Source organism: Ralstonia psammae (assembly GCF_958405935.1).
In the GTDB taxonomy this organism is placed as follows: Bacteria; Pseudomonadota; Gammaproteobacteria; order Burkholderiales; family Burkholderiaceae; genus Ralstonia; species Ralstonia psammae.
The window spans coordinates 260,515-273,278 of record NZ_CATZBU010000002.1 but is presented as its reverse complement, the minus strand read 5'-3'; the positions used below and the strand labels follow the sequence as shown (position 1 = coordinate 273,278).

Sequence of the window (12,764 nt, the reverse complement as noted above, 5' to 3'; positions counted from 1 at the left end):
TTTTCAACCGATTCAACCGTTGATTGTGGCTATCACGCCGATAGCCATTGGTCTTCGCTTCCCGGTATATCGCCCTCATCCCACGCATGCAGACGCTTGCCTTCGCGCCCGGCCCAGCATTCCTTTACCGTGCCGCCGACGCTGCATGGCGCTTTCTGGACGCGCATGCGCAATCCTCGGGTACCGCCACGATTGTCGTGCCGACAGCCGCGCAGATTCCGGGTGTGCGCGGTGCTCTGCATGCCAGTGCGCTAGGGGCCGGCACGCCGCGTTTGCTGCCGCGCATTCTGACGCTGGGGCATTGGCTGCTCGATTTGCCACCGGAAGCGGGTGTGCCCGCCGCGCGCACGCCGCTGTCGCGCTTGCTCGCGGTGCAGCAGGCGCTCAAGACGCAGGCATGGCTGCGTGAAGCGCTGGGCGCGCAGGACGATGCGGCACTGTGGGGCGTGGCGCAGGTGCTCGTGACGGTGTCCGATGAGCTGTCGCAACGTTGGCTGACGCTGGATGCTGCACACAGTGGCGCAGATGAGCAGCCCGACGAACTGGAATCGGCGTTGGCCGACGCGTTGGAACGAACCTACGCTCAGTTGTCCGAACGCTTTCTCGGTACCGAATCGCGCATTGTGCTGACGTTCTGGCGGTTGCTTTCAGGCGCTACGGACCCGATTCCCATGCGGTTGCGTGCCATGCGGCGTCTGCTTGACGAACTGCACGGGCCGATCGTGTGGATGAGCCCGACGGACCCCGAGGCGGTCGATCTGGATTTCCTGCAACGCGCTGCCGAGCGCGTGCCGGTGCTGAGCATCGGCTATGACTGGAATGCGCCCGAAACCGGCGCGTCTGCGGCGCCTGCCACGCACGCGGATTTTCGCGACCTGCTGCTGCACGCCTGGCCCGAGTGCGCCACGACTGCACAGGCAGCGGACGACGGTGCCGATGCGCAGATTCCCGCCCCAACCCTGCGCATTGCCGGGGCGGCCCGCTTTGAGGACGAAGCCGCCTTCGCCGCGCATACGCTGGTCGATTGGCTCAACGCCGGGCGCCGATCGTTGGCGTTGGTGGCGCAAGACCGCATCGTGGCGCGGCGTGTTCGCGCGTTGCTGGCGCGAGTGAACGTGCCGGTGCGCGACGAGACCGGCTGGAAGCTCTCCACGACGCGCGCCGCAGCTGCACTCATGCGCTGGGTCGACGTGGTACAGGGAGACGGTGATACCGCGGCGCTGCTCGATCTCATCAAAAGCCCTTTCTGTTTGCGCGATGCCGACGCCGGCACGGCTCCGCCCGCATGGGTCGCTGAGCTGGAGCGACGCGTGCGCCGGCATAACGTTTCGGGCGGCTGGGGACGGTTGCGCCGGCTGGTTGCCGATCGCCCCGCCAGTGGCGCCGATGATGAAGCGAAGGTCAGCCGCCTGGCCGATCGCCTGGGCGTGCTGGCTGACGAGGCAGCGCTGTGGCGCCGTGCCGGCAGCGCCACGCTCGACGCTTGGGTAACGCTGCTGGCAGGCACGCTCGATCGCCTGCATATGCGCACGGGTTTGCAGAACGACGATGCAGGTCGCCAATTGCTGGAATGGATAGATCGCCTGCGGACCTCTATACATGGCAGCACCGATGCAGGCGCGCGTTTCTCGCTCACGGAGTGGCGTGCATTACTGTCGATGCTGCTCGAATCTGCGGTCTTCAGCGAGCCTTCACCACCGGCGGATCGGCGCGTTGTCATCCTGCCGCTGAATGGCGCGCGCATGCGGCGCTTCGATGGCGTGGTGGTGGTGGGTTGCGACGATGCGCAGTTGCCGTCGGCGCAACCGGAGTGGCTGTTCTTCTCGAACGACGTGCGTCGTGAACTGGGTTTGCCCGACCGCGCGCAGCGTTTTGCGCAGCAGGCACGCGACTTGGCCGAAGTGTTGCTCAATCAGCCCGAGGTGGTGTTGACCTGGCAACGCCACGGCGGGCGCGGTGAGCCGCATCGCCTTTCCGGCTGGCTCGAACGCCTGCAACGCCGGTTGGCGGTGAGCGGCGTGCGTATCGATACGTCGGTCATGTTGCCAAGCCTGCAGACAACGAGCCAGCCAACCGACATGCCCGCGCCTGCGGCGCCTATGCTGGTGCCGTCCACACTGAGTGCCGCCGCTTACAACAGCCTGCGCCGCTGTCCATACCAGTTCTTCGTCGGCCGCATGCTGCGGCTGGGCGAGCTGGAAGAGGTGTCCGACGAGCTGGAGAAACGCGACATCGGCGAGATCCTGCACGCGATCCTGCATCGCTTTCACCGGCAGTTGCTGGAGGTGCCGACGCACGATCCGGCCGATCGTCAGGCACTCCTGCAGACCATCACCGACGAACAGTTCGGGCCGCTGTTGGCCGAGGACGGCAATGCGCTGCGCTTCTATCGGCGCTGGCTGGGCGTGATGGCGTCGTACCTGGCGTGGCAGGCTGCACGCGAGGCTGACGGCTGGCGCTTCGAGGCAGGCGAAGTCGATGTCGATACGTCGATCACGCTGCCGGACGAGCGCCCGCTGCGCTTGCGCGGCCGTATCGACCGCATCGACGTGCACGACGAACACGGTGTGGCGGTGCTCGATTACAAGACGCAATCGCAGATGGTGCTGGTGCGTCGCGCCAAGACGCCGTTTGAGGATTGCCAACTCCCGTTTTACGGTTTGCTCGATGCGCGCGCAGATTCGGGCAGCTGGATTTCGCTCGATGGTGAGGCGCGCGGGGACAAGCGCGACGTCGCGTTGCCCGACTTCACGCAAGTCGTCGACTGGTTGATCGAACAGATGCAAAAGGACATGACGGCTCTCGCAGCCGGTGCATCGCTGCCGGCGTTCGGTGATGAATCGGCGTGCCGCTACTGCGCGGCGCGCGGTCTGTGCCGCAAGGGGTATTGGACCGAGGGCGCCCCCCGCGAGCCGGAGGGCGCGGCATGAGCGATCACGCTTACGAACGCGACGGCGCGGCGGTCTCGCCCGAAGCTTTCTCGCGCGCCGCGTGCGATCCGCTGCGCTCGGTCGTGGTGGAAGCGTGCGCGGGCAGCGGCAAGACGTGGCTGCTGGTCACGCGCATGTTGCGCTTGCTGCTGGCAGGCGCAGCGCCGTCGGACATTCTCGCCATCACGTTCACGCGCAAGGCGGCCGAAGAGATGCGCCAGCGTTTGCTCGACATCCTCGCCCAGTTGGCCGGTGCCGACGATGAAGGCGTCATGCGCGAACTGATCGCGCGCACGGTGGATGAGCGCGATGCGCCGGCACTGGTTGAAACCGCGCGCGGGCTGTATGCGCGCGTGCTGGAATCGCCATCGCGCATGGCGATCGACACGTTCCACGGCTGGTTTGGGTCGCTGCTGCGCGGCGCGCCCCTGTCATCGGGTGTGCAGCAGGGCGCGTCGTTGCGTGAAGACGCCGGGCGGTTGCGGCGCGAAGCGTGGGCGCCGTTCTGGCGCGGTTTGCTGGCCGAGGATCACGCTGAGTTGCGCGCCGCGTATGAAACGCTTGCCGATCTGGTGGGCGATTTCCAGGCCGGTCGTCTGCTCGATGCGATGTTCCATCAGCGCAGCGATTGGTGGGCGTACAAGACGCAGGCGGGCGAGCGTCCGCTGGATGCGTTGGACGAACTGCTTGGCGACGATGCGACAGTCGATCCGTTGATCGACGCACTGCAAGATAGGGCGTTGTTGGCCGACATGCTGCGCGTGTCCGGCTGGCTGGGGCAGGGTGGTGCGGCCGAGGGCAAGCGCGCGGTGATCATCGAATCGGCGGTCACCGATGCGCGCGGATTGGATATCTCGGATGAGGCCGCTCGCGTACAAGCATTTGATGCGCTCTTCGCAGCCTTTCACACGCAGGCAGGCAAGGCGCGCGCCTGCAAGCCGACCAAGGCGCTCATCAAAGCCGTCGGCGATGCGCACGCGCAAACGCTGGTGACCTTGCACGCCACGTTGTGCGAAGCGCTGACCACGATTCAGGCCCGCCGCCAGGAGGCCCACGTGCGCGCCGTCAATGCCGCATTGTTCGCGCTGGGCGACGCACTCATCGATCGCTATCAGGACTACAAGCGCCAGGCACGCGCGATGGACTTCACCGATCTCGAATGGGAAGCGGCTCGCCTGATGCAGCAAGACGACACGGCCGCTTACCTGCAGGTGCGGCTCGACGCGCGCTACAAGCATCTGCTGCTGGACGAGTTTCAAGATACGAACCCGATGCAGTGGCGCATCCTGCAAGGCTGGCTGGCCGGTTATGCCGGCACCGGCACGCAGCCGAGCGTGTTTCTGGTAGGCGATCCGAAGCAATCGATCTACCGTTTCCGCCGCGCGGATGCACGGCTGTTCGACGCTGCACGTGACATGCTGGTCGCTGAATTCAACGCGACCGTACTGCGTACCAACCGCACGCGTCGCAACGCGCCGGCTGTACTGGAATGGGTCAACGCCGTGTTCCTGCAGGCGCGGGCGCGCGGCGACTATCCCATCTACGCAGAGCAAAGCACCGCCGTGGACGCGCCCATTGGGCAGGCGCTGCTCTTGCCGCTGGTGCCGGTGCCCGAAGCCGAGCAGGCCGACGAAGCCACGCCACGCGATACGCTTACCGAGCCGCGCGAAGAGGCCAGCGATTCACAACGATATGCAGAGGGCCACCAAGTGGCTGCTTGCCTGCGCGCATTGCACGCGAGTGAGCGCATTCGCGAAGGTGGCGTCGAGCGCCCTGTGCGCTGGAGCGATTTCCAGCTGCTCGTCCGCCGCAAGCGCTATCTTGCCGATTACGAGCGTGCTTTGCGCGACACCGGCGTGCCCTACCTGAGCCCGCGCCGTGGCGGTCTGCTGGCTACGCTTGAAGCCTTGGATCTGTGTGCGCTGCTCGATTTCCTGATGACGCCGCAGGCCGATTTGTCGCTTGCGCATGTGTTGCGCAGCCCCGTCTTCGCGGCCACGGACGAGAACCTCATCGCACTGGCCCAGTTTGGCGAAGGCGCGGTCGCATTGACATGGTGGGAACGGCTGACCGCGTTGGCCGGGCGGACTGATGTGGCGCCCACGTTGCGCTACGCGCATCGCATGCTGTCGCGCTGGCTGGCGGTGGCGCCCACGCTGCCGGTGCACGATCTGCTGGACCACATCGTCTACACCGGTGAACTCAAGCGCCGCTATGCCGAACGCGCGCCTGCAGCCAATCGCGACCAAGTGCTCGCCAACCTGGATGCGTTTTTGAAGCTCGCGCTCGATCTGGACGGTGGCCGTTATCCGAGCCTGCCGAAATTCATGGCCGAGCTGCGCGCCATCCGCCAGGGCGACGAAGATGAAAGCCCCGACGAAGGCATGCAGGGCGACACAGAAGCACCGGATGCCATCGACGCCGAAGTCGCCAGCGAAGGCCTCGACGCCGCACAGATCCTGACCGTGCATGCCTCGAAAGGGCTGGAAGCGCCGTTCGTCGTGCTGCTCGACAGCCACCACAGCGATGCGCGGGTCGATACCGCCGGCATCCTGATCGACTGGCCGCCTGGGGCGCCCGCGCCCGCGCATTTCTCCGCGTTCGGCAAGACGTCCGAGCGTGGCCTCGCGCGCGAGCCTCTGTTCAAGCAAGAAAATGATCTCGCCGAGCGCGAGAACTGGAACCTGCTTTATGTGGCGATGACGCGTGCGCGGCAGGCGCTGATCGTTTCCGGCGTCGCAAACAAGCGTGATGCCACGGCGGCCCAATCGGTCGATGAGGGTGACGCGCCCGAAGTGGACGGCACGGCCAGCTGGTACACGCTACTCGCCGCGGCGGGCGTTGCGTCACCTGCGCCCATGCTGGATGGCGCTGCCGATTCGGCTGTGCGTGCGGCAGGGGCGGAGCTTGTCTCGTACCACGACTTCCGCGCGCCGCTTACCGTGACGGTGCGTGTCGGCGCTGCTGGCGCATCTGCCGACGGCCCCGCCGACGTTGTCTTCGACCAAGGCGCCGTCGCACAAGGCGAACTGCTGCATGCGGTACTCGAGCGCCTGACGCGCCGCGGCTTGCCCGAACACACGCCTGACGCCGAGACCATCGCGCGCTGGTTCAGCGCGACCGGCGTCACGCAGGCCGACGCCACGCGCACCGCCGATGCCGTGCGCCGGATGCTTTCCGCCGATGCGCTGGCGCATGTCTTCGACCCCGCGCGCTTCGACGCCGCTCATAACGAGATCGAACTCTTCGGCCCGGACGGCGCGCTATTGCGCATCGATCGCCTGATCGAACGTGGCAACGACATCCTCGTGGTCGACTACAAGCTGCGCTTGCTGCCTGTCGAACGCGCTGCCTATGCGGATCAGCTGCGCGGCTATGTGGCGGCCATCACGCCGATGTATCCGGGGCGCAGGGTGCGCGCAGGCGTGGCTACCGCGCAGGGGGAATGGATCGACCTGGACGCGCTGCCCAAGCCGGTGCAGGCGTCACACGACGACAGCCAAGGCGCGTTGTTCTGACGCGGGCGGCACAAACAAAAGAGGGAAGGGTGATGCGGAGGGGAAAAGTGAAGGGGGACGAGCCTGACCCTCGGCACTGGCGGAAAACGGCTGTGGCTGCTTCGTTCCCGACCTGACCAGGTTGACCGCGCCACCATGCGAGGAGGCCCGTCCGAGCGGCATTGTAACCGACTCGCACGTCCTCACTTGAATATCCTTGCAATTTGCTCGGCGCGCATGGCGGTTGACCCCTCCGAAACCGCGTCGGAAATCCACCTCGCTTTGCTACAATCCGCCGCATGAGTTATCAAGTGCTCGCCCGCAAGTGGCGCCCTCGCGATTTCACCACGTTGGTCGGTCAGGAACACGTGGTGAAAGCGCTCACGCATGCGCTCGAACAGCAGCGCCTGCACCACGCATACCTGTTCACGGGCACGCGCGGTGTTGGCAAGACGACGCTGTCGCGCATCCTTGCCAAATCGCTCAATTGTGTTGGTGCGGATGGGCAGGGCGGCATCACCGCGCAGCCGTGCGGCGTGTGCCGCGCCTGTACCGAGATCGATGCCGGGCGCTTTGTCGATTACATCGAGATGGATGCCGCCTCCAACCGCGGCGTCGACGAGATGGCGCAGTTGCTGGACCGCGCGGTCTACGCGCCAACCAGCGGCCGCTTCAAGGTCTACATGATCGACGAAGTGCACATGCTGACCAACCACGCCTTCAACGCAATGCTGAAGACGCTGGAAGAGCCGCCCGAGCACGTCAAGTTCATCCTCGCGACCACCGATCCGCAGAAAATTCCGGTGACGGTGCTGTCGCGCTGCCTGCAGTTCAACCTCAAGCAGATGCCGCCGGGGCACATCGTGTCCCACCTCGATCGCATCCTTGGTGAAGAGGGCATCGCCCACGAGGCGAACGCGCTGCGTCTGCTGGCGGCGGCGGCTCAGGGTTCGATGCGCGATGCGCTGTCGCTCACCGACCAGGCCATCGCATACAGCGCCGGCGAAGTCAGCGAAGCTGCCGTGCGCGGCATGCTCGGCGCGATTGATCAGAGCTACCTCGTGCGCCTGCTCGACGCGCTGGCCGATGAGAACGGCGCCGCGCTTGTCGAGATTGCCGATGAGATGGCCGGGCGCAGTCTGAGCTTCTCGGGCGCGCTGCAAGATCTTGCATCCCTGCTGCAGAAGATTGCGCTGGCGCAGGTCGTGCCCGCCGCTGTGCAGGACGACTGGCCCGAGGCGGACGATGTACGGCGCCTTGCCGAGCGGTTCGATGCGCAGTCGGTGCAGCTGTTCTACCAGTTTGCCAACCTGGGGCGCAACGAACTGGCGCTTGCGCCGGATGAGTACGCCGGCTTCACGATGACACTGCTGCGCATGCTGGCGTTCCAGCCCGGACAGTCGGGTGGGGACGCGGCGCCGCCTTCGGGCGGTGGTGGCGGGAAGCGGGCGATGCCGTTGGCTGCAACGCCGGCCGCATCGACGCGTCCGGCGGTCACAGCGACTGCGCCCGTGGCGGCGCCGGTGGCGGTGCGTCCCGCGCCGGTGGCCGAGGCGCCGCGTGCGACTTATCAGGCAACTCCTCCGGCCCCGGCGCCCGTTGCTGCGGCTGCGCTGACGCCGACCGCGGCACCGGCGCGTCGCTCGCCGGCGATGGAAGCATTGGCCGCTGCGCGTCAGGCGTCGAGCCGTGGCCGCGGTGGGGCTTCCGCACCTGCCGCCGCACCGGTAGCCGCGCCTGCGCCTGTCGCTCGCCCTGCTGCTCCCGCTGCTTCTGCTGTTGCGGGGCCACGTCCGAATCCTGCTGCTGCGCCGGCATCCTTGCCGCAGCGCCGTGAGCGGCCGGTTGCGGCTGCCGCGTCCTCCGATGAGGGCCCGCCGCCCTGGGATGAAATGCCGGGCGAATTGGCTTCGCCGTCGCTTGAAGAGATGGACGCGGCGTTTGCCGGCTGGGATTCGGCTCCGAGCGTGCGCCCTGGCGCGCCTGATCCGGCAACACATCCGGCCCAGCTTGAGGCGCCGGCAGTTGTGCCCGCGCCAGCCAAGCCGATCGCTCCGGAGCCCGTTGCCGCTGCGACGCCGCCTGACCTGAGCGCCAGCAGCCTCACCACGTTTGACGGCAATTGGCCGGCGCTGGCCGCCAGCCTGCCGATACGCGGTCTGGCACAGCAGCTGGCTTACCAGAGCGAGTTGGTGGCCGTGGAAGGCGTCACGATGCGCCTGCGCGTACCGCTACCCCCACTGACCGATGCCAACGTCGTCGAGCGCCTGGAGGCGGCATTGGCGGAGCACTTTGGCACGCCCGTTCGCGTGGCGTGCGATATCGGCCCTGCACGCGCTACCGCGGCGGCAGTGGATGCCGAGCAGCGCGCCGAGCGCCAGCGCAATGCCGAACACGCCATCGCCGCCAACCCGTTTGTGCAGGCGCTGGTGCGGGACTTTGCCGCGCAGGTCGTCCCTGGTTCGATCCAACCGCACACGCACTGAACCGCATTCCAACACTGAACATTGAACACCGGCGCGCCCAGTTGAGTGGCGCGCCTTGCATGACCCATTTCAAGGAGCAACGACCATGATGAAAGGCCAGATCGCCGGGCTGATGAAGCAGGCCCAGCAGATGCAGGAAAACATGAAGAAAGCGCAGGAGCAACTCGCCCTGATCGAGGTGGAAGGCGTGTCCGGCGCTGGTCTCGTGAAGGTGGTGATGACCTGCAAGAACGACGTGAAGCGTGTGTCGATCGACCCGAGCCTGCTGGCTGAAGGCGAAGACAAGGATCTGCTGGAAGACCTGATCGCCGCGGCGTTCAACGACGCCGTGCGCAAGGCCGAGGCCACCACGCAAGAGAAGATGGGCTCGCTCACCTCAGGCCTGGGCGGCATGGCCGGCATGCTGCCGCCCGGCTTCAAGCTGCCGTTCTAAGCGAAGTTCATCAGGATCGCGCCATGGTGCTGGAATCTGCGCTGCTGCACGTCAGGCCCGGCCAGGAAGCTGCCTTCGAGGCGGCCTTTGGCGAGGCTCGCCACATCATCGGTGCGATGCAGGGCTTCGTTTCGCTGTCGTTGTCGCGCTGCTTGGAGAAGGCGAGCGACTATCTGCTGCTGGTGCAGTGGCAGACGCTGGAAGACCACACCATCGGCTTTCGGCAGTCGCCCGAGTACCAGCGCTGGCGCGCGCTGCTGCATCACTTCTATGATCCGATGCCGGAAGTGCTGCACCACACGACGGTTCTGGAGCACGCGTGATGCGTAACGCTCCAGGCACGCCGTCGGCGCTGCAGATGCTGGTTGAAGCGCTGCGTGTGCTGCCGGGCGTCGGCCCCAAGTCTGCCCAGCGGATGGCGTACCACCTGATGCAGCATGACCGCGAGGGTGCGGCGCAGCTGGCGCAAGCGCTGTCCGAGGCGACGGAATCGATCCAGCACTGCAGCCGCTGCAACACCTTTACCGAGCAGGAAATTTGCGAAACCTGCCTGGATGACCGCCGTGACGCGTCGGTCCTGTGCGTGGTGGAAACACCGGCCGACCAGATGATGATTGAGCAGACGCTCACTTATCGCGGCCAATATTTTGTGCTGATGGGGCGGCTCTCGCCGCTGGACAACATCGGCCCGAAAGAGATCCACCTCGAACGCTTGCTGGCTCGCGCGACCGACCCGGCACTGGGCGGGCCGTGCGCCGAGGTCATCCTCGCGACCAACTTCACCAGCGAAGGCGAGGCGACTGCCCACTACATCGGCGAGATGCTGAAGGCGCGCGGCATCAAAGCGACGCGCTTGGCGCGTGGCGTGCCGGTCGGCGGCGAGCTGGAATACGTGGACGCAGGCACCATCGCGCGCGCGGTGCTGGATCGGCGCCAGCTCTGAGTCAGCACCCCTGAGCGTCAGAATTCGGTATGCAGGCGCGTGCCGAAAAACACCGCCGGCCCGCGATCCGCGTTGTAGCCTGGGTTGCGGATCCATTGTGCGTCGGCGCTGATCCACAGGTGCTTGGCCGCCTGGAAGCTATAGAACGCCTCGACGATCTGCTCGGGTGCATAGTTCAGCTTGCCGTCTCCCAGGAATACACCCACACCGCCTTGCTGCAGATAGCGGCGGTGGTCCGGCGACAACATGTTGATAGCCGCCGCGAGCCCGACTGTGTCGTCGGAGCGCCCCCATCTGCTGCCCTTGATCAGTGTGCCGAACGACACGGAGCGGTCGATTTCCGTAAAGGCGTAAGTTTCCGTCTTGCCGTCCGCCCACGACGCGCGCGCAAACACGCCAATGTCATCGTTGATCTGCTGTTCGCCGCCAATACCGATCCCCACCTTGGTGTTGTCGCGTCGCGTGAGGCTGATGTCCGGCGCGCTGCCCGTCGACTGGCCAAGGGCGAGGGCATCGTTGTAGCGCGACATGTTGGTCCTGTTGCGGAAGAGCATGACGCGCAGCTTGCCGGGCTGGCCGGCAAGCGTGTGGCTGCGCTCCACTTCGAACACGTCGCCGTAGTAGCGGCCGATGCGGGTGTCCAGCGGCAGGCCGTTGGATTCTTCGGGCTGGATGAAGCGGCCAATGCGGTAGGCCCAATCGCCGTCGTAGTACTCCAGGGCGGCGCCCCACGTGTAGCCACGCGCATCGGCGGCGTAGTCGAAGGCACCGTGCGTGAGGAACGACCAGTTCAGGAATTGCGTCCGCGGGTCATGCGCGTAGGTCACGCCGTCAAACACGTCCAGCACCGAAAAGTTGCCGGCCGTGAAGACCAGGCGACGCTTGTCGACCGGGCCGGCGAACTGGTTCATCGCGGCTTCCCGGTCTTCGGTGCCGGCGCCCAGGCCGACTGTCTGGCGGAAGAAGGCGCGTGCACGGTAGAGCGTGGGGTTTGGGCCGGCGGTCTTGGCCAACTCGCCGTTGGTGAATCCGGCCAGGCCATGCAGGCCCGAGAAGGGCTGGCCGAGCGCCATTTCCGGGTTGATGTGCACTTCAGCGCCTTGCCACAGGCGCATGCCCAGATCGAGTGTGGTCGTGACCGAATAGCTGGTGGTGGATTTGCCTGACAGGCTGTTCGGCCCGCTGTACGGCGAGTGGAACGACAGGTCGTGCTGCCACACGTAGGTGGCCTGGCCATGCACGGCAAAGCGGTCTGGATCGTTGATCGCCCAACTGGTGGTGTCCCCTGCGCCGCTTTCGGCTGCCAAGGCGTGGCCGACGCTCAGGGAGAGGGCGCACAGGGCGGTCAGGCGGGCAAGACGGAACGGAAGCAACATGGCAGCAAGCAGGGAGAACGCCGTTAGAATCCCCCTTCGGATCCGGGAACGGCCAAAAGTCCGCCATGTTAACCGTGTGCGGGTGACGGCCGGATGAAACACGCACGGAACGTGCCCCGATATCGCATCCGATGTTGTGAATTTCCCACCTTCGGCTTTCTACGATGAATCTCGCCCGCTTCGATCTTGTCACCCTCGGCCTGTTTGTGGCGGTGGCCCGGCTGGGCAGCATCTCGGCCGGGGCGCGCCAATCACACCTGGCCGTGGCCGCGGCAAGCAAGCGGATTTCCGATCTGGAGGCGGCCGTGGGCGCGCCGTTGCTGTATCGCCATGCCGCGGGCGTTGAACTGACCGAGGCCGGCCAGGCGTGTTTCCGCCACGCGGTGGGCATCCTGCAGGACGTCGAGCGTATGGCCGGGGCGCTGTCGGACTTTGCCGCCGGCACGCGCGGGCTGGTGCGCGTGTGGGCCAATACCTCGTCGATTACGCAATTCCTGGCCGATGACCTGGCCGCCTTCATGCTGGCCAACCCGGCCATCCGCATCGCGCTGGAAGAGCAGGACAGCGGCGATATCGTTGCCGCGCTGCGCGAGAACCGGGCCGACCTTGGCATCTTCGCGGCCGGTACGCCGTGCGACGGGCTGCAATCGTTCGACTACCGCGAGGACGACCTCGCCTTGGTCACGCCGCGCGGGCATCCATTGGCCGGACGCAAGCAGGTGCACTTCGCTGATGCCGTGGATTTCGATTTCGTCAGCCTGCCGCCGGGCACCTCGCTGGCCGCGCAACTTCTCGAAGAAAGCCAACGCCTGGGCAAGCCGCTGCGCCTGCGCATCCAGGTGCGCAGCTTTGAAGCCGTGTGCCGGATGGTGGCCTCTGGCCTGGGCGTGGGCGTGTTGCCGCGCATCGCGGCGCAAGGGCACGTATCGAGCCTGCCGGGCGCGGGGCTCGCACTGGTGCCGCTGCAAGACGAATGGGCGCATCGCCGCCTGTTGGTGGGCGTGCGCGACCCCGATGCGCTGACCAGCTCTGCCCGCCTGTTGATGACGCATCTGCTGGGTAACCCCGCCGCACTCTGAATTGAACGCTCTCTATACGA

Annotated in this window: 8 protein-coding genes and 1 other RNA gene; 7 read left to right on the top strand and 2 right to left on the bottom strand. The window is 66.2% G+C overall.

What is annotated here, in order from left to right:
• Positions 1-86 precede the first annotated feature (86 nt).
• Both R2N16_RS04895 and R2N16_RS04890 read left to right on the top strand, forming a co-directional pair.
• Positions 87-2,930, top strand: coding sequence for a PD-(D/E)XK nuclease family protein (locus R2N16_RS04895; RefSeq protein WP_316664420.1), 2,844 nt, complete (start codon positions 87-89; stop codon positions 2,928-2,930).
• Complete coding sequence (locus R2N16_RS04890) at positions 2,927-6,448, top strand: UvrD-helicase domain-containing protein (RefSeq protein ID WP_316664419.1); 3,522 nt, start codon at positions 2,927-2,929, stop codon at positions 6,446-6,448. The genes R2N16_RS04895 and R2N16_RS04890 overlap by 4 nt, the downstream gene beginning before the upstream one ends.
• Positions 6,449-6,501: 53 nt before the next feature.
• On the opposite strand, the gene ffs is transcribed toward R2N16_RS04890, so the two are convergent.
• Positions 6,502-6,600, bottom strand: an RNA gene (ffs, locus tag R2N16_RS04885) — signal recognition particle sRNA small type.
• A gap of 126 nt (positions 6,601-6,726) precedes the next feature.
• On the opposite strand from ffs, the gene R2N16_RS04880 reads away from it, so the two are divergent.
• The 4 genes from R2N16_RS04880 (at position 6,727) to recR (ending at position 10,289) form a co-directional block, all read left to right on the top strand.
• Entirely contained in the window at positions 6,727-8,913 is a 2,187-nt protein-coding gene (locus R2N16_RS04880; protein WP_316664418.1) for a DNA polymerase III subunit gamma/tau, read from the top strand.
• Positions 8,914-8,998: 85 nt separating this feature from the next.
• Complete coding sequence (locus tag R2N16_RS04875) at positions 8,999-9,346, top strand: YbaB/EbfC family nucleoid-associated protein (protein ID WP_004626260.1); 348 nt, start codon at positions 8,999-9,001, stop codon at positions 9,344-9,346.
• A gap of 23 nt (positions 9,347-9,369) precedes the next feature.
• On the top strand, positions 9,370-9,669 hold the full coding sequence (locus tag R2N16_RS04870) for an antibiotic biosynthesis monooxygenase family protein (protein WP_316664417.1): 300 nt from the start codon (positions 9,370-9,372) through the stop codon (positions 9,667-9,669).
• Entirely contained in the window at positions 9,669-10,289 is a 621-nt protein-coding gene (recR, locus tag R2N16_RS04865; protein ID WP_316664416.1) for a recombination mediator RecR, read from the top strand. Before R2N16_RS04870 ends, recR begins: the two co-directional genes overlap by 1 nt.
• A gap of 17 nt (positions 10,290-10,306) precedes the next feature.
• On the opposite strand, the gene R2N16_RS04860 is transcribed toward recR, so the two are convergent.
• On the bottom strand, positions 10,307-11,665 hold the full coding sequence (locus tag R2N16_RS04860; RefSeq protein ID WP_316664415.1) for a carbohydrate porin: 1,359 nt from the start codon (positions 11,663-11,665) through the stop codon (positions 10,307-10,309).
• 164 nt (positions 11,666-11,829) lie between these two features.
• Here R2N16_RS04860 and R2N16_RS04855 point away from each other — a divergent pair, with 164 nt between their 5' ends.
• Entirely contained in the window at positions 11,830-12,744 is a 915-nt protein-coding gene (locus R2N16_RS04855; RefSeq protein ID WP_316664414.1) for a LysR substrate-binding domain-containing protein, read from the top strand.
• The last annotated feature ends 20 nt before the right edge of the window (positions 12,745-12,764 follow it).